The sequence below is a fragment of the Enterococcus sp. AZ128 genome, from assembly GCF_051714485.1.
GTDB lineage: Bacteria > Bacillota > Bacilli > Lactobacillales > Enterococcaceae > Enterococcus_A.
Genome location: NZ_JBIORZ010000002.1, coordinates 171041 through 187528 on the forward strand (window position 1 = coordinate 171041; position 16488 = coordinate 187528).

Here is a 16488-nt window from a genome sequence, read left to right on the forward strand (position 1 = left end):
TCGTAAAGAAAAACGGCACAAACCTTATAATCGTAAAGTTTATACCGTTTATTCTTTAAATTATTTATCCCAAAACAATCCCAGCATCCAAAATCGCTGCTTCGACGATTTCCATCACAATCTTACTATGCTCAAGCTGTTTCTTGACGAAGTCCATGTCCTTCGTATCGATTACTTGATTGAATAGCTTGAACTCATCATACATCCGGTGGGGGTGATCCTTATGGTCAAAGGTTTCTTTCTCCCCGGAAAGTGATTCAATGGTGTAGCTGTCTAAGGTGTTCGTCGGTCCATTGACAACGACAGAGCCCTCCGTTCCTTGAATCGTTGAGCGGATCGTCGCTTCAGAATCCTTCGCGCCGATACAAACCACTTTTACATCGCCATAATCCAATATCAGCATGCCGGATGTATCGATATCACGCTCGATATTCGCATAATACTGAACACGTTCGGGCTTACCTAGTAAACCGACTACTAAATGAATATTGTAAATATTGATGTCCATCAAGGCACCGCCGCCCATTTTTGGATTGAAGGCAGGTAGAATTGTTCCTTCTTTAAACGCATCGTAGCGAGAAGAATACTGCGAGTAATTGCATTCAATGATTTTTAATGTGCCAATTTTTTGGCTAGCCTCTTTGATCCCTTGATAGTTCGCCAAGTATTGATTCGTGATGGCTTCTACCAGTACCAGATTTTTTTCTAAGGCGATTTGCTCCAAATCCAGTAATTCGGCTTGCTTTAACGTGAAGGGCTTCTCGCAGATTACATGCTTGCCCGCTTCCAGTGCTTTTTTCGCAAAACTGTAATGCAGATGATTTGGTACCGCCACATAGACCGTATCGAAGGCAGCGCTTTGCAGGCACTCATCGATTTCGGTATAAGCGGCTTCAATCCCATATTCCGCTTGAATTTTTTCTGTTTTTTCCTGACTTCTCTTCGTTCCCAAAATGGCCTTTACTTCAATTTCGGGCAAATCCTTCGTGATTGGCAGAAATTCTTGTACGATTTTGCCAGAACCAAAAACGGCTAATTTCATTGATACGCCTTCTTTCTAAGCTATTTTGTCACTTGCTGAATACCTTTTTCCAGCATCTCGATTTGCAGCAGTGTTTCTTCATCCTTCACAGCTTTTGGTTTGCCGTTGATCAGTGTTTCGTAGATATCTTCATATACACGACTATAGTCGCCAATCTCCGAAACAACTTTTTCTTCATGAAACATGCCTTCATCGTCCATATAAGTCAGCGTACCATAATGCTCAGGCAAATCAATCCCGAAATCTTTGTTTTCCGGCATATAAAACATTTTTAAGTGTTCTTCTTGGCGGTCTTTGGTTTCTTTTACAAAAACGCCCTTTTTACCATAGACTACAAAACTTGGCCGCTCCTTCAAACGGAAATAACTGGACTTCACTGATACCTTCATCCGGCCATAGAATAGATCCAGATCAAAATAATCGTTCATTCGATCATCGCCTAAAAGCTGACGCACTTCATAATGAACATCATCTGGTTGACCAAAATAAGAAATCACCTGGTCTAATGTGTGGCACGCATGCCCGTATAAATAACTCGTACCGATCGAAAATTTCTCGACATTTTCAGGTACTTCTGGTCGGAAATAATCATAATGCATCTCTACCTCCAACAAATCACCCAGCACGCCGCTTTCGATCACTTTTTGTACCGTTAAAAAGTCGGAGTCGTAACGGCGATTTTGGTAACATTGAATGAATAAACCTTTTTCATCCGCCAAACGATACAGCTCTTTCGCTTCTTCAGAAGTTTCAGTAAATGGTTTTTCGATCAAAATATTTTTCCCATGCTCTAATGCTTCTTTCCCTAATTGGAAATGCAGTGGACTGGGTGTCGTCACGACGACTAATTGAATTTCCGGATCATTGTAAATATCGTTGATGTCCGAAGTGTACGTCGTCCCTGAATTTTTCTCCCACGTGATTCGTCCGCTTGGAGAATAGATCGTTTTGACCTTGATTTTATCCGTTAGCTTTGTTGAAAAGGGTAAGTGATAGCGATTGGTACTTTTTCCGTTGCCGATGTATGCGATGTTTAACATGTATGAATCCCTCCAGATTTCTTTGATAACTTTATTATAGAAGAACACTTTTGATTGAAAAGCTTTTCCAGCAAAACAGGTTGTTTTATCCAATCATTCGGAAGCCAGCCTTCAAATCCTGAACATTTATACCAGAAGTTGGTTCAAAAGGCAGACATTTCTTCTGAAATCAGCGAAATTAAGTTATGATAGGTGTGACAAGGATCGATTTTATAACTAACAAGAAGGTGAAAACATGCTTTTAATTGATAAACTGCGGTTGCAGAAGGATTTGACCAATACGGAAAAACGGATCGCGGACTATATTTTACAGAATTTGACGACAATTCCAGCAATCAATGTGGCAGATCTAGCGAAGGATACCTACACTTCCCATTCTTCAGTAATCCGTTTAGCACAAAAAATGGGTTACGACGGCTTTCGCGATTTCCGCGTGGCGGTTTCAGAGATCGCCCACAGCGAGCTTTATCGTTCGGACCCGGTCGATGCTAATTTCCCTTTTTTACCACAAGACTCAACCAAAGAAATCGCAAAAAAAATTGCCGATTTGACCATCAATACGATCCAACGAACCTACGCTCAATTAGAAGATCAAGTCCTTGATAACGCAACTGATCTATTGGCTAAAGCCGAACGGATCTTTCTATTTGCCCAAGGAGATTCTCAGATTCGAGCCCGCAGCTTCCAAAATAAACTAGTGAAGATCAATAAATTTTTGATCATCGCGGACGAATATGCCGATGAAGATTGGAACGCCGCCAGTCTGACAAGCAAGGACTGCGCCATCTTCATTACCTACCGTGCCCGCGTCCCGCAATATGAACGAATGATGAAGCACTTTTTAAACGAAAATATTCCTGCAATCCTACTGACAGGCAATAGTCAATCGAACCTGATTTCCCTCGCTTCTCAATCCATCGTATTCAGCCAAGAAGAAATGGACGATATAAAAGTCAGTACCTTCTCTTCTCAAGTAGCTTTTGAATATATTTTGGACACCCTTTTTTCACTATTATATGCAAAAGAATTTCAGCACAACCTCGCTGATTTTAAGAAAAAAAACGAATGGATCAAGAACGGGTTTTTATCAGATGCTTAAAGATCAAAAGAAAAAAGCGATTCTACTTAACAAATCTAAAGTAGAATCGCTTTTCACTTTATAAAACAGAGGTGAAATCATGATTGACGACTTCTAGTAATTCAAATTGATCCTGCTCAAAGGCGAACTTCAAAATGCAGCAGTTTGCGATTCGTCCTGGCAGATCGATCTGAGACACATGATCCCATGTTCGCATGAACTGTCTGCAGGATGCACCGTGAGAAACCATCAAAATAGTTTCAGCTGCATCGGCTTGGACTAAATCAAAAATTGTTTGGGACACTCTTGCTCGAAACTCAAGCTCGCCTTCCCCACCGAAGTCTACGAAAAAATCCCCATAGGGCAGCGGCGGATTCAGATATTCATGTTCTGCTTCTAAATCACCGAAATTCCATTCCTTGAGTCCTTTGACTCTCGAATAAGCCAGGTCGGTCACCAACTCCAATGTATCACACGCTCTTTCTGAAGTAGAGGCATACGCACTGTCCAGTTCGATCCTGTTTTCCAAAAAATAATTATGAGCAATCTCTGCCTGCTTTTTCCCCAGTTCTGTGAGCGGTGAATCACACCAGCCCTGGATCTTCTTCTGCTGATTAAACAACGTTTCACCATGACGCATCAAATACAATGTTTTCATTATATCGCTCCTTTTCCTCTATTCATAAAAGCGGCCGTCACAAAATAACTCGCAACGACCAAGGTTCTCTAAATTTTCAGATCATTCAGCCATTCGATGATCGCTTCTTTACTCTCCGCCGCCTCGTCACGGCTGACCGAGTACCCTTCTTCAATCACAGTCGCCTCAGGTTCTTCCTCCATGATTGACTGGATCGTGTCGGAAAAACCACTGCCGCCATGAGTGTTGAAAGGTACAATCGTTTTTCCTGCTAAATTTGTATTTTCTAAAAAACTATAGAGGATCATCGGCATGTCCCCCCACCCATTCGGATAACCAAGAAAGATCGTATCATATTCATCAAGTGCTGCGACTGCTTCTTTTAAAGCGGGTCGCGTCTTTTCCTCTTGCTCCTTACTAGCTAAATCTACCAATTCTTCATGATCCGTTGGATAGGGTGTTTCCGGTTCAATTCGAAAAACATCTGCATTCACTTGTTCCTGAATCGTTTCCGCAAGATACTGAGTGTTCCCCAACACCTTGCCGTTAATTACGACCGTGCTGTTTTCTACTTCTTCGGTCATATTCTCCGCCTTTATTGTTTCCGGCATCGAGAAATAAACAACCAATGTTTTACCGAATTTATCTGTCTTTTGAACAGCTCCCGTTGATTTGTTTTCTTTTACGCTCGAGTCTTGTATCTGATTCTCCCCATTACCGCAAGCGGATAATACTGAGCCCACAAAAATGACTGATAGTATTCCGAATAGTTTTTTCATTTATTTTCCACCTTTCCAGGTAGGCCTTTACTGACGAACGACATCACTCTTCTTTCGAATCATTGTTGATCTGCAACTTTTCTTTTTCGTAATTAACCATATGGGTATCAAAATGATCCAATTTATACTTCAAATAATCTCTGGCCTCTTCCAATGCATTAATTTTCTGATTAGCATCATCCAAATGCTCCTGCAGAATGGCTTTTCTAGCACCTAGAGTCTCCCCGCCTTCTCGTGAAAGACTGGCGTAGTCAATCAAGCCTTCAATCGAAACGCCTGCATTTCTCAAAACTTTCGCAAAATAAACCCAATTCAAATCCGTTTCAGAGAAATCCCGATAACCATTTTTATCACGAGTGATCGGCGGGATTACGCCAATGCGTTCATAATAGCGTAAGGTATCCGCTGAAAGATCATATTTTTCACTAACTTCTTTGATATTCATCTACTCACCCTTTCTTTCATGATAAATCCCTCCTGATAAAAATAGCATACACCTTAGAGTTCACTTCAAGGCAAGAGAGAAATGTTCATTTTTTCTGAAATATTTATCGCAAACAAAAAAAGACAGCTGCAACTTAATGCCTCTGCCTCAAATATGAAAATTATTCATCTGCTTGAATCGTCACTAGATAGCTGTTTACTACACCTGCTTCCGCAATATTAACGAAGACTCGGTTCATCTCTTCGCGTTCAATCAATCTAGGAAGTAAAAACTGCTCAATGACCTCGTCTTCAGTAGTACCCGTTTCAACATATTCAGTTTGAGAAATTTCATCCTTTATCGCTTTTTCAGTCGAATCGAATATAAAGTCAACGATAATATCATTGTCTTTCTTACTTTCTCTGCCCAACCACTGCATTCTTGCCAGACACTCGCCAAAATAGCCCAACATAAGAGCCAACTCTTCCTCATCCGTGGTATCCCATTCTATGTCAGGAATATTTTCCTGTAAAAGTCCCGCTATTTCCTGTAATTGCTCCACCGATAACGTATTCTCGTACAACTCATAAGTGTCGCTTTCTGGCTGTTCACTTATTTGATACATCAGATTGCCAGCTTTATCTAAAATATTGAACTTGATTAATAATTCTTCTTTCAATGTAGTGATCCAGATGACCCGACTGGCCTGATAATCACCAAATTCCTGCCGCTTTTTCAAATATTTTATCTTCACCCGTTTTTCTCCCTGATCCTTTTATTTTAACTAGGTTGCACCTCAAAAAAACAACTGACAAGTATGATCTATTTTCAACCTCAGTATAAAGTAATATACGCTTTCCGACTAGGTATCTCTTCAAAGTAAAAAATAATTATTTAAAGATAATCTAAAGCGTTTGAGTTCCAAATACGATTTCCGTTTTTTTACGAACAAACACAACGCGCTATAGACAAATACTTAAACTAATACTAAACTGTAGTTGAGTAACCGCTGTCAACACAATAAGCAAGGAGGAAGCAAAATGAAGAATGTCTTAGATATTTTTTTGCAGAAAAAGGGCCTAACGAGATATGATCTCTCGAAATCCGTTGGTATTTCAGAACAAACACTCTCTAAAGCTAGTAAACGCGACCCGGAAACGTACACCTCAAAAACGATTATCGCAATCGCCAACGGTACCAGTAACACGCCTGGAGAAGTTTTAGATGCGCTGCTGCAAATTCGTGATAGCGAAGAGCTTTATCACGTAGCTACGCTGAATGAGCTGCGACAAAAAGTCAAAGAACAAGAAGACCAGTTCATCGTGACCGGTGATTTTCACGAACTGCTGAAGGAAATTGACAGAAGTAGAATTTCCGAAACCGCGGAATTGGGCTTCCAATATGGCAGCGGCGGATTGGGAACCATTGCTGTACACAAAATTTTGCGAATCATGAATGCCTTCGGAGATGACACAAAGCTGGAAAATATCAAGCAGGATATTGCTGCATTGTATTCAATTGAATTTATCGATAAAAACAACGTGAAGCTCAGATTGAAGCAGTTAGATTATTAGACAAAAAAAATAGCTTAAGCGCCTTATGTAGTGCCCCCAAAAAGTCTAACTTTTTGGGGGCATTACAAAAAGTAAAGCTTGATTGACTATTTTATTTCGATAATATAAAAGGGTTACCTGCGACCAGTTCTGTTCTCACTGGCCTCCCTGATCTCTATTACTTCGATCTACCTAAGAAAAATGAAACGATTAGAACTAGAATGATCGCACCGATGATCGATGGTACTAACGCCATTCCTGCTAGCGACGGTCCCCAAGAACCTAATAATGCTTGTCCTAATGCAGAACCGACTAAACCAGCGACGATATTAGCGATCCAGCCCATGCTGTTTCCTTTACCTGTAATAGCTCCGGCGATCGCGCCGATGACTGCTCCAATAATTAATGACCATAATAAACCCATGATAATTTCCTCCTATGATTGTGTCCTTATTTTACTCGCGGCTCTTGATTCTCTTCGATTTTTTCTTGTGCTTTATCTGCACTGCGGTTTACAGCGTCCTTCGCTTTATCCGTTTGCTTCGAGGCAAACTCCCCAGTTGTTTTAGCCGCACTTGTGACTTTATCTTGAACAGTTTCACTGTCTTCTTCAAATTCTGCCTTTGTTTTGATATCGACTACGTGGATGTTGACTTCGATAACATCTAAATGAGTCATCTTCGCAACTTCATCACGAACCACACGTCTGATTTTATCAGCGATTTCTGTAATGTCTCGACCATATTCGATCACGACATCCATATCCACCGCCACTTGCTGCTTGCCAACTTCTGTTTCAATTCCTGCGGTAACGTTATCGGTATTGACTAATTTTTCCGCAGCATTTGAAAAGAAGCCGCCATCGACCGTCAGCAAGCCGTCGATTTGTTCGATTGTGACACCAATAATTTTTTGGATCACCTTGTCGTCATAAACCAGCTCACCTTTAACATCCGGATCATTCTGTGTGTTGGCTTGGCTGGTATGGGATACTCCAGCAGCTGCCGCCTGCGGATTCAAATGGTTCTTTTCATAATTGTCTGCCATAATAAATTCCTCCAATTTGTTTGATGTTTTTCTTAAAGCTAATCGATTCTCTCAATCGATCAGCTTCGGATATTCAACTAGAAACAGCTATTCATTTTTTTGATTGTTCCGTTCAAACTGATATTAAAATAACTATTAGTAACTAATTGGAAAAATGGCGCGCCCATTTCTCTTTCCTTACTTTCACTTATTAGCTTAACGCAAATTATTTTGATTGAACAATAATCTGCTTCTATCAGCATCATCCATAGAAAAACAACGCAGAAAATTGACGAAAAAAGCAGATTTGCAAGTATTCTTCAAATTGCATCGAAAAAAGTAATTTACTTCCTTCTGCATTTTTTTAATTACACGGATTAAAATAACAAAAAAAAGCAGAATCATCTTTTCTGATGATTCTGCCTTACTCTCTATACTTCTTCTAGATTTTCGCCATTCTCTTCGATCGTTTGTTTATACCAATCAAAAGAATCCTTTCGTGCGCGCTGTAATGACCCGTTTCCTTCATCGTCAAGATCCACATGAATGAAGCCGTAGCGCTTACTCATTTGGCCTGTCGTTGCACTGACCAGGTCAATCGGACCCCAGGTTAGATAACCGATGCAATCAACTTTATCTAACTCAATCGCTTTTTTGACTTCTAAAATGTGCTTCTTAAGATAGTCGATACGGTAATCATCATGGATTTGACCATCCGGTGCGATCTCATCTACCGCACCTAAGCCGTTCTCCGTGATCATAATCGGCAGACCATACCTCCGATACGTATAATTCAATAAATAGCGAATCCCTATCTCATCAATGGCCCATCCCCACTTGCTCATTTTCAGAAAAGGATTTTGCAGGCCGCCAAATAATGCGCTGGCGTCAGCATCCGCTCCTTCGTATTCCGCTACCGAAGAGGCATAATAGTTCATCCCAATAAAATCCAGCGTCCCTTTTTTAAAGGCTGCTTGATCGGTTTCATTGATCTCAAGTTCAATACCTAGATCTTCGTATTCCTTTAATTTGTATTTAGGAAATACACCATTGCACATCGCATCGATTTGATAAAAGTCGCGGTCCATCTGCTTAAAGGCATTCAGGACATTTTCAGGATTGCAATCAACAGGATAGACCGGTTCGATACCAAACACACAGCCAATTTGATTTTCTGGGTTTATTTCTCGCGCCAGATTCACTGCCATACAGCTGGCGACAGTCATATTATAGCCAATCAGCGCCAAGGTTCTTTTCTTATCCTCAATCTCTGAAAATTTTAGACCAGCAATGATATAGGTGAAAATATCACTGGCTTCTGTTTGCGGGTCAATATGATTCATCTCGTTGAAGGTTACCCAGTATTTGACTTTATGGTTCAAGCTGTGGAACATCGTCTCGCAAAACTTCAGGTAAAAATCAATCACCTGACGATTTTTCCAAGAACCGTATTCAGTCACTAAATGGATCGGCATCTCAAAATGATACAGCGTCACAATCGGCTCTATCCCATGCTTCAGCAATTCATCAACGACATTATGATAAAAATCCAACCCTGCTTGATTCGGCTTTTCTTCATCGCCTTTAGGAAAAATTCGCGACCAGTCAATCGAGATTCGCAAAGCTTTAAAACCCATTTCAGCAAATAAAGCGATATCTTCCTTATAGCGATGATAAAAATCAATGCCTTGATGCGAAGGGTAACGATGAGCTGTTTCAACCTTCGTGTGGATTTCTCGCGGCTGACCATACGCTCCAACTGTCACCAAATCCATTAGACCAACGCCTTTATTCCCTTCAGTTACCGCACCCTCACACTGATGAGCGGCAATACTGCCGCCCCATAAAAAGTTCTTATCCATCTTTGTTTTTCCTCTATTCAAAAATAATATTCATTGATAAATCACTATCACAGACGGATTTATTCGTTTCTGGAATCACGTCAAGATAGTCATTGGTATTCGTCACTACAACTAAAGTGGTCGGATCATAGCCCGCCTGCTTGATCTGTTCAAAGTCAACGGTTCCTAATAATTGCCCCGCCGTCACTTTGTCACCGGCTGCCACCTGGATATCAAAGCCCTCGCCATTTAACTCGACCGTATCGATCCCAATGTGAATCAATACTTCTTCGTTTTTCTCACCCTTGATGCCGATTGCGTGCTTAGTTGGGAAAACAACTGTCACCTCGCCATCAATCGGAGAGTATATTTCGTTTGCTTCTGGAATGATTCCGACACCTTTTCCTAAAGCCCCTGTTGAGAACGCTTGATCATCAATCTCTGATAGTTGAACCAAATTACCTTTTACAACGCTTTTTAGTGGGATAGATCTTAAACCAACTTTTTGCTTTTCAACCAATGTTTCTTGTGTCTTAGCCGCTGCTACTTCATCTGTTTCATCCGCAGGAATCCCAAGCATGTACGCTGCTACAGCTGCGCCAAGGAAACTGATGACTACCGCCGCAACCATGAACCATAGATTTGCAAAATCCCCATCATTTCCGATATACGAAGGTAACCCGAACAATCCCCAAGCTACTGAATAAGCTTTTACACCCGTAATCCCAGCAAATAGCCCGCCGAGTCCGCCGCCGATCATTACCGCTACGAACGGCCGACGATATTTCACAAATACCCCATAGATCGCAGGCTCTGTAATACCTAAAATAGCAGAAAGTGTCACTGTCCCGAAAAGCTGTCTTTGCTGATTGTTTCTCGTCCGCAAGAAGTAGCCTAGCATCGCACCGCCAACAGCGATATCAGAAATCGTACAAGAAGTGATAAACGCCGGATCAAAGCCATTTGACGCGATCAACGACGCAACGACTGGCATAATAAAGTTTCCAGCACCTAACATGATCAAGAACGGCTGCAATGCAGAGTACAGCATCATGACGAACCAAGCGCCGACGGTATTCAGCAGCCAATTAAAGACGCCGATAATCCCTTCACCTAAGTAAAAACCGATTGGGCCAAAAACAAGCAATGTCGCCGGCAGCATAATAACCATTACTAATAAGGGTGTCAAAAATAGCTGCAACGAATTTGGAACGATTTTTTTCACATATTTAGTGACGTAGCCCATCACCCAAACTGCGATCAAAATCGGAACAAAGCTGTTAGAGTACGTAATTTCCGGCAACGAAAGACCAAACATCGTCAGTCCTGACTGCCCATTGATCGAATCTGATAAGATCGTTACTGCCAGAGCAACTGCCAAATAAGGATTCGCGCCTAAACGCTTCGCACAGCTCATTGCCATGAAAATAGGCAAGAAGTAGAAAACCGCACTTCTTAAGGTATCAAAAATGATATAAGTCGAGCTTTCTGGTGAAATGATCCCAGTCAACGATACGATCGAAAGCACCGCCGCTAATAAACCGGCACAGATAATCGGCTCCAAGATCGGTGTCATCGATTCTGAAACGACATCTAACGCTGCTTTTACAAAATTTTTCTTTTCCTTTGGTCCTGATTCTTGTGCCGCAGGATCTAAACCGATCATGCTGACCAGTTCTTTATACACATCACTTACATGTGTTCCGACGATGACTTGATAGGCCACTTGATTACTGACCACATCGATGACACCATCCATTTCCTTTAATGCGTCAGTTTTTGCTTTGGAACGATCTTTTAGGGTGAAGCGCAAGCGGGTCATACAATGGACAACGGCTTGGATATTTTCTTTTCCACCAACTAAATCAATGATTTTTTGATTGAATTCTTGGTATTTCATTTCTGTTCGTCCTTTCTTTCTGTCACACGATTAATATGAATCATCAAATAGGTATATTCATCTTTAGTCAAATATTGATTGAATCTACCTTTCACGTAAATATCGATTTTCTCAGTTGCCTTGAAGGCTTCAGGATAAAGCAGCGTCACTTGGTCATACAGCCCGGCACTGTCTTGACTATAAACTTCCTGCTTTCTCAGCCGCTCGATAAAATACTGCAAATGCGTCACTAAACGCATGTAGTTCATAGACGTTTCATCTAACGAGATGTTGAAGTGATACTTGATAATATTTAGAATATCTCGCAGAATTTCCATGCTCTCCAGCGTCTCATCAAGCAATGACTGACTTTCCTGTATATTGACAAAATGTAAGGCGATCGATACGGCTTCTTCATCGGGAAATTCAATATCGAAGGTCTTGCGCATCAATTTCACCGCATACATACCAATATCGTAGAACTTAGGATAAAATTTCTGAACTTCCCATGTCAATGGACTACGGATAAATTGATCCTTTTCTCCCCGTCTGATCGCAAAAGTAAGATGATCAAGCAGCGCCAAATACAAATAATCATTCGCTTCCTGCTTTGTCACGAATTCTCCATAAGCGACGATATCATTCAGCAAGTGAATCATTTTTTCATCCGAATTCGTCAGCAGATAACTAAAATGCTCTAGGCGGTCCTTCGAATCAAGAACATAGGTTTTTTCAATCTCAGAATCACTAATCCGTTGGCCAACGCTTTTCTTAAATGAGATTCCTGGTGAATAAACGATTGATTCATGGCCACCCTTATCAATTATTGCAATATTGTTATTCAAAATTTTTACTACTTTCATCATTTACTCCTTTCCAGAAAAAAAACTCAGATTACAGACTAAACAAACCGAAACTTTCGGTACGTTTAGTGCATAATCTGAGTTCTGCCTGCCTAACCAGTCACATAACTCTAAGAATAACTACGTTGTTATCCTCAAGTCTTTTTTCTTTCTTACATGATTATAGTAGCAGGTGAAATTACTGGTGTCAACGCTTACTTTTATTTCACAGTTATTTTAACGACCTGCAGCCTTCTAGACAATCCAGAAAGCCGCGTTGAAACTCAACGCGGCATCCCCAATGTCTTTACCGTATCCACGACACTTTCGTGTTCCACATTGGTCACATCAAAATGCAGCAGTTTGAAGGTCGTCTCTAAAATAAAGCTGATCCCAAAGACCGAAATAACCGTTCCGATCCCGACTTTCGCACCTAACAGCCAACCGATCAGTAAAACAGTTCCCTCGATCAAGCCCCGCGTGATCCCGATCGGTACATTCGGCATCCGTTTTCCAAGAGCCACCATCAACGCATCCCGCGGACCGCAGCCCATTGATGCGCCTATATAAAAATAGCTGCCAATACAGATAGACACCTGTCCCAACAACAACATGACAACACCGGAGACAAAACTATGCATCTGAGGAATGATTTCAAAAGCTTGGATCATATCAACAAAGACCCCAATCAAAATCGTATTCAGGATCGTTCCAAAACCAACTTTTTCCTTCAACAGCACATCCACACCTAAGATCACGATGCCGCTAATGATTAAGATATTCCCATACGTTTGATCGGTTAGGTTCGCGATTCCCATACTGAAGGCTTCCCATGACGCCAACCCGATATTCGCCTGGATCGTCAAAAAAGACCCTAACGCAAATAGAAACAAGCCAAAAATCAACCGAACCAGCCGTACACAATAACGTTTCATTTGAATCCTTCTTTCTACCCTATTCCTCAGATCCTCAGTTAAACTACTGATTAAGCCCGCTTGACTAACCAAATAACGTCTTTTTCTTCTGCTGAATTGTAATATTAATCGCAACAAAGAACCCATCAAAAATTTCTAGTAAAATGAGTTTAGGATAACAAACTACTAGGAGTGATTTTGATGGGTTCACACAAAAAGCTTACACGAGATAATCGAAAATGTATAGAGACGATGATTTATGATGCCAAGAGTATTCAAGAAATAGCGGACAGAATTGGTGTTAGCCGAACAACGATTGATCGTGAGTTGAAACGAGTACCCGAAGATTTGATCTATAATGCCGACAATGCGCAATTAGATGCGGAAATGAAGCGCAGTGCCTGTGGTGCGAAGTCCAAATGGACTTCTGAATTCGCTTATCAGATTGAATGTGATCTTGAAGACAGCTGGTCCCCTGAACAAATTGCGAATGATCGTCAAATAGTTTCATTCAAAACCATTTACAATTGGCTCTATGCCGGTATTCTTAATGTGTCTAAACAGTGTCTGAGACATAAAGGCAGAAGACAAGAAAAACAAGAAGAGGCACGAGGCAAAATGACTGTAGGGCATACCATTGATGAACGCCCAGCTTCTGTGTCAACTCGAGAAGAATTTGGACATTGGGAGTTGGACACAGTTGTTTCTAGCAGAGGGGAAAGTAAAGCCTGCGAAGCAACGTTTATTGAACGGAAAACACGCTTTTATTGGGCGATCTCAATGAGGGATCGTACCGCGAAGTCAATGGCACAAGCGATTAAAGCTTTTGTGCAAGACCTAGGGAGTCACAAGGCATTTTTAAGCTTTACGGTCGACCGTGGGAAAGAGTTTTCTTGCTGGAAAGAAATTGAGAAAGATTTAGACGTACCTATGTATTTTTGTGATCCATACTCCCCATGGCAACGCGGATCTAACGAAAATGGGAATGGTTTATTTAGAGAATTCTTCCCTAAGGGAACTGATTTTTCAAAGGTACCCCCTACGGAGAAACAGGAAGCATTACGCAAGATAAATATGCGTCCTAAAAAAACATTGAACTGGAAAAATTGTTGGGAAGTCTTTCAAGAAGAAATGTTGCAATTAATTTGACAATTCAGCTTCTAAAAAAATACTGCGATCTCAGGATTTTAAAATTTTGCATTCATAGTGCAACGCTACTTGTCTTTCACCTATTTGTCAATGAAATTTGAATTATTAGCTCGCTTTTACTGGTTTAATCACAAGAAAGGCTTCGTGAACTCGCGAAACCAGACATGGATATCTCTACTGTTAACAAAAACAGGTTTACCACCATGCCTATCTGCACAGTCATAAACCTGTTTATCAGCTTTTTAATCTGTCCTGTCTTGCCCTTTCTGCGAATCTTCTTTTGAAGGCGGAGCCCCTTTCCTTTCCGGACTTTTCCATGTACCAGAGCCTAAGCCCATAATCGTTTTTATCGCTGGGATAAAGGTCGTCACGATCGTTAACGCATTCATCATCCAATAAAAAAGCATATATAGCGGTGCAAACAATAAGTATTTGATCTTTCTGCCGCGATCATCCACGATCAAAGAGGCAATTAATTGGAAGGTGCCTGAAATCATTTCAAACACAACAAAGAGAAAAGCCATCGTGATCATATGATATATCCGTTCCGTGTTTCCAACTAGCGCAAACTGCAGCAGACTCCAGAGGAAAATAAATGATGAGAACCAAAAGAAGAAGGACCAAACGATACTGAAGGTTTGATCAATAAACATCACAGTACGGCCCACATTTTTAAAGGGATGCAGGAAAACCTTTTTGAAATTTGTCAGCCAAACCTCTGTTCCGCCTTTCGCCCAGCGTTTTCTTTGGCGATAAAGCATTTTTAACGACTCTGGAACTTCCATAAAAAACATGATTTGCGGAGCAAATAATGAAAGCCAGCCATCCATTTGGTGATCCCAAGCGATACTGATGTCCTCTGTGGCACGATCCTGTCGGAACAATCCAACATCGATCAAGGCATCTTTTCTATACATCGTATTCGCTCCACTGTAAGCATAAATACTGCCTAAAACACCGATTTGTGTCCGTTTGATGATTCCTACAATACTGGAAAATTCCACAGTCTGTGATTTTGCGATCAGCTTATTCCTATTTTGTACATCCATATTGGCGGTAATCGCCGATATATTGGTGGAATCCGACCGAAGAAAATAGTTTACATACATATTCAATGAATCGGGCTCTGGAACAGTATCCGCATCGTTGCTCAAGATCAATTCTCCTCTAGCAAATCCTAAGCCAATATTGAAAGCATGGGCTTTCCCCTTGTTTTTTTCAATCCGAAGCACTCGCAATTTCGGGTATTTTTTTTGTAACTCGGAAAGAATCTCCGGCGTGCTGTCCGTAGAACCGTCATCCGTTACCAGCACCTCGTAGTGATCATAATTTATTTTTGTCATCAAGTATTCAATCGTATTTTCAATAACGATTTCTTCATTATGAGCAGGCACCATGATCGTAATGAACGGTTCAATCTCCGAAGGAATATCATCCCACTCTTTCTGGCGGTATTTAAAGAGAAGTGAGTAGCACAACACACCGATGAACCAAGAAAATCCACCAATAATCGGGTAGGTGATCAGCACTAGAAACATCAGAGTAAAAATGATGTCCAGCACATTATTGCCTGTCTGGAAAAAGGTAATCATAGTTTTGCGCCACCCTTCTTATAGAGTTCTCGCACAAAGTCCGTCTCTAGATTCTGTTCTTCCTTCACCGAATAGTAGCAAACTTCCTTGCGAAACTCTTCAGGGCCGAAACGAACCTCGTACTCATCCTTCAATAACTGACGCCGAGCATTCAAACGATCTTCATCATACTGGATATTTTTTTGTAAAAGATTCTTGAAGCGATAGTTATTCCAGAGGGTCAGAATAACGAAAATGATCACGATCGCAACGAAAACGAGAATTAAGAAAATAATTAGAAATTTTAACGTCTGTATTTCTTCTTTGTAAACTAAGAAATGATCTCTACGCGCCGTTTCAGGCGAGATAAATGGCAGTAAAATCCAGATAAACGGTGCCACCACACAAAACCAGCCAAAAATAGCTGCTGCTGTTTGCAGGATCTTCAAGGGATAATGCCCCTTTTCAAAATAGGCATCCGAGACAAGCATTTTCTTTACTTCCTCTCGACTAATTGTTGGTTTCATGGTGGTGCCCTCCTTTATTCTCTAATTATTCTACTTGTCTTTAGTGTGCCGTTTTCATTAGTATTTTACAAATAATTGAACTTTTCTGAGAAAAATTCTTTGTCACTTTTTTACTGGTAAGCATTGCCGTAGCCCAAAAATACCTGTGACTATCTTAGCCGCAGGTATTCCCTTCTAGTTCGATTT

17 protein-coding genes are annotated in these 16488 nt (G+C 40.9%); 3 read left to right on the forward strand and 14 right to left on the reverse strand.

The genetic code is table 11. The features are described 5' to 3' along the window. Nucleotides 1–64 precede the first annotated feature (64 nt). Nucleotides 65–1042: a Gfo/Idh/MocA family protein gene (locus IGI38_RS12655; protein ID WP_438730893.1), complete on the reverse strand. Its 978-nt coding sequence runs from the start codon at nt 1040–1042 to the stop codon at nt 65–67. A 20-nt stretch (nt 1043–1062) separates the two neighbouring features. After that, entirely contained in the window at nt 1063–2082 is a 1020-nt protein-coding gene (locus IGI38_RS12660; protein WP_438730895.1) for a Gfo/Idh/MocA family oxidoreductase, read from the reverse strand. A 235-nt stretch (nt 2083–2317) separates the two neighbouring features. On the opposite strand from IGI38_RS12660, the gene IGI38_RS12665 reads away from it, so the two are divergent. Next, complete coding sequence (locus IGI38_RS12665) at nt 2318–3181, forward strand: MurR/RpiR family transcriptional regulator (RefSeq protein ID WP_438730898.1); 864 nt, start codon at nt 2318–2320, stop codon at nt 3179–3181. A 58-nt stretch (nt 3182–3239) separates the two neighbouring features. Here the strand turns inward: IGI38_RS12665 and IGI38_RS12670 are convergent, their stop codons facing one another. The 4 genes from IGI38_RS12670 to IGI38_RS12685 all read right to left on the reverse strand — a co-directional run bounded on the left by IGI38_RS12670 (nt 3240) and on the right by IGI38_RS12685 (nt 5754). Further along, nucleotides 3240–3818, reverse strand: a complete 579-nt coding sequence (locus tag IGI38_RS12670) for a histidine phosphatase family protein (RefSeq protein WP_438730900.1) — start codon at nt 3816–3818, stop codon at nt 3240–3242. Nucleotides 3819–3886: 68 nt separating this feature from the next. Continuing rightward, nucleotides 3887–4576 carry a flavodoxin gene (locus IGI38_RS12675; RefSeq protein ID WP_438730903.1) on the reverse strand — a complete coding sequence of 230 codons (690 nt, stop codon included), beginning with the start codon at nt 4574–4576 and terminating at the stop codon, nt 3887–3889. A 43-nt stretch (nt 4577–4619) separates the two neighbouring features. Continuing rightward, nucleotides 4620–5021 carry a MerR family transcriptional regulator gene (locus IGI38_RS12680; RefSeq protein WP_438730906.1) on the reverse strand — a complete coding sequence of 134 codons (402 nt, stop codon included), beginning with the start codon at nt 5019–5021 and terminating at the stop codon, nt 4620–4622. A gap of 160 nt (nt 5022–5181) precedes the next feature. Then, nucleotides 5182–5754 (reverse strand): hypothetical protein, encoded by a 573-nt coding sequence (locus tag IGI38_RS12685; RefSeq protein WP_438730909.1) that lies wholly within the window; start codon nt 5752–5754, stop codon nt 5182–5184. 286 nt (nt 5755–6040) lie between these two features. Between IGI38_RS12685 and IGI38_RS12690 the strand changes: the two genes are divergently transcribed. Further along, complete coding sequence (locus tag IGI38_RS12690) at nt 6041–6574, forward strand: helix-turn-helix domain-containing protein (RefSeq protein ID WP_438730911.1); 534 nt, start codon at nt 6041–6043, stop codon at nt 6572–6574. Between the two features lie 157 nt (nt 6575–6731). On the opposite strand, the gene IGI38_RS12695 is transcribed toward IGI38_RS12690, so the two are convergent. The 6 genes from IGI38_RS12695 to IGI38_RS12720 form a co-directional block, all read right to left on the reverse strand. Further along, on the reverse strand, nt 6732–6977 hold the full coding sequence (locus IGI38_RS12695) for a GlsB/YeaQ/YmgE family stress response membrane protein (protein ID WP_010744311.1): 246 nt from the start codon (nt 6975–6977) through the stop codon (nt 6732–6734). A gap of 26 nt (nt 6978–7003) precedes the next feature. Beyond that, the gene (locus IGI38_RS12700) at nt 7004–7600 is read right to left on the reverse strand and encodes an Asp23/Gls24 family envelope stress response protein (RefSeq protein WP_438730914.1); all 597 of its coding nucleotides are present in this window, start codon (nt 7598–7600) and stop codon (nt 7004–7006) included. Nucleotides 7601–8010: 410 nt separating this feature from the next. Next, the gene (locus IGI38_RS12705; RefSeq protein WP_438730917.1) at nt 8011–9441 is read right to left on the reverse strand and encodes a family 1 glycosylhydrolase; all 1431 of its coding nucleotides are present in this window, start codon (nt 9439–9441) and stop codon (nt 8011–8013) included. A 13-nt stretch (nt 9442–9454) separates the two neighbouring features. Then, nucleotides 9455–11320, reverse strand: coding sequence for a PTS beta-glucoside transporter subunit IIBCA (locus tag IGI38_RS12710; protein WP_438730920.1), 1866 nt, complete (start codon nt 11318–11320; stop codon nt 9455–9457). Next, nucleotides 11317–12162, reverse strand: coding sequence for a PRD domain-containing protein (locus tag IGI38_RS12715; protein WP_438730922.1), 846 nt, complete (start codon nt 12160–12162; stop codon nt 11317–11319). The genes IGI38_RS12710 and IGI38_RS12715 overlap by 4 nt, the downstream gene beginning before the upstream one ends. A 263-nt stretch (nt 12163–12425) precedes the next feature. Then, on the reverse strand, nt 12426–13076 hold the full coding sequence (locus tag IGI38_RS12720; protein WP_438730924.1) for a YczE/YyaS/YitT family protein: 651 nt from the start codon (nt 13074–13076) through the stop codon (nt 12426–12428). 180 nt (nt 13077–13256) lie between these two features. Between IGI38_RS12720 and IGI38_RS12725 the strand changes: the two genes are divergently transcribed. Then, nucleotides 13257–14204, forward strand: coding sequence for an IS30 family transposase (locus tag IGI38_RS12725; protein WP_438725454.1), 948 nt, complete (start codon nt 13257–13259; stop codon nt 14202–14204). A gap of 242 nt (nt 14205–14446) precedes the next feature. Here IGI38_RS12725 and IGI38_RS12730 read toward each other — a convergent pair whose 3' ends face one another. Then, nucleotides 14447–15796 (reverse strand): glycosyltransferase family 2 protein, encoded by a 1350-nt coding sequence (locus IGI38_RS12730; RefSeq protein WP_438730927.1) that lies wholly within the window; start codon nt 15794–15796, stop codon nt 14447–14449. Beyond that, nucleotides 15793–16302: a cell division protein gene (locus tag IGI38_RS12735; RefSeq protein WP_438730930.1), complete on the reverse strand. Its 510-nt coding sequence runs from the start codon at nt 16300–16302 to the stop codon at nt 15793–15795. Before IGI38_RS12735 ends, IGI38_RS12730 begins: the two co-directional genes overlap by 4 nt. Between the last annotated feature and the right edge of the window lie 186 nt (nt 16303–16488).

What these genes read in the sequence shown, in the direction of transcription:
- IGI38_RS12655 (WP_438730893.1), bottom strand. Translation starts at nt 1,042, where the DNA reads ATGAAATTAGCCGTTTTTGGTTCTGGCAAAATCGTACAAGAATTTCTG.
- IGI38_RS12660 (WP_438730895.1), bottom strand. Translation starts at nt 2,082, where the DNA reads ATGTTAAACATCGCATACATCGGCAACGGAAAAAGTACCAATCGCTAT.
- IGI38_RS12665 (WP_438730898.1), top strand. Translation starts at nt 2,318, where the DNA reads ATGCTTTTAATTGATAAACTGCGGTTGCAGAAGGATTTGACCAATACG.
- IGI38_RS12670 (WP_438730900.1), bottom strand. Translation starts at nt 3,818, where the DNA reads ATGAAAACATTGTATTTGATGCGTCATGGTGAAACGTTGTTTAATCAG.
- IGI38_RS12675 (WP_438730903.1), bottom strand. Translation starts at nt 4,576, where the DNA reads ATGAAAAAACTATTCGGAATACTATCAGTCATTTTTGTGGGCTCAGTA.
- IGI38_RS12680 (WP_438730906.1), bottom strand. Translation starts at nt 5,021, where the DNA reads ATGAATATCAAAGAAGTTAGTGAAAAATATGATCTTTCAGCGGATACC.
- IGI38_RS12690 (WP_438730911.1), top strand. Translation starts at nt 6,041, where the DNA reads ATGAAGAATGTCTTAGATATTTTTTTGCAGAAAAAGGGCCTAACGAGA.
- IGI38_RS12695 (WP_010744311.1), bottom strand. Translation starts at nt 6,977, where the DNA reads ATGGGTTTATTATGGTCATTAATTATTGGAGCAGTCATCGGCGCGATC.
- IGI38_RS12700 (WP_438730914.1), bottom strand. Translation starts at nt 7,600, where the DNA reads ATGGCAGACAATTATGAAAAGAACCATTTGAATCCGCAGGCGGCAGCT.
- IGI38_RS12705 (WP_438730917.1), bottom strand. Translation starts at nt 9,441, where the DNA reads ATGGATAAGAACTTTTTATGGGGCGGCAGTATTGCCGCTCATCAGTGT.
- IGI38_RS12710 (WP_438730920.1), bottom strand. Translation starts at nt 11,320, where the DNA reads ATGAAATACCAAGAATTCAATCAAAAAATCATTGATTTAGTTGGTGGA.
- IGI38_RS12715 (WP_438730922.1), bottom strand. Translation starts at nt 12,162, where the DNA reads ATGAAAGTAGTAAAAATTTTGAATAACAATATTGCAATAATTGATAAG.
- IGI38_RS12720 (WP_438730924.1), bottom strand. Translation starts at nt 13,076, where the DNA reads ATGAAACGTTATTGTGTACGGCTGGTTCGGTTGATTTTTGGCTTGTTT.
- IGI38_RS12725 (WP_438725454.1), top strand. Translation starts at nt 13,257, where the DNA reads ATGGGTTCACACAAAAAGCTTACACGAGATAATCGAAAATGTATAGAG.
- IGI38_RS12730 (WP_438730927.1), bottom strand. Translation starts at nt 15,796, where the DNA reads ATGATTACCTTTTTCCAGACAGGCAATAATGTGCTGGACATCATTTTT.
- IGI38_RS12735 (WP_438730930.1), bottom strand. Translation starts at nt 16,302, where the DNA reads ATGAAACCAACAATTAGTCGAGAGGAAGTAAAGAAAATGCTTGTCTCG.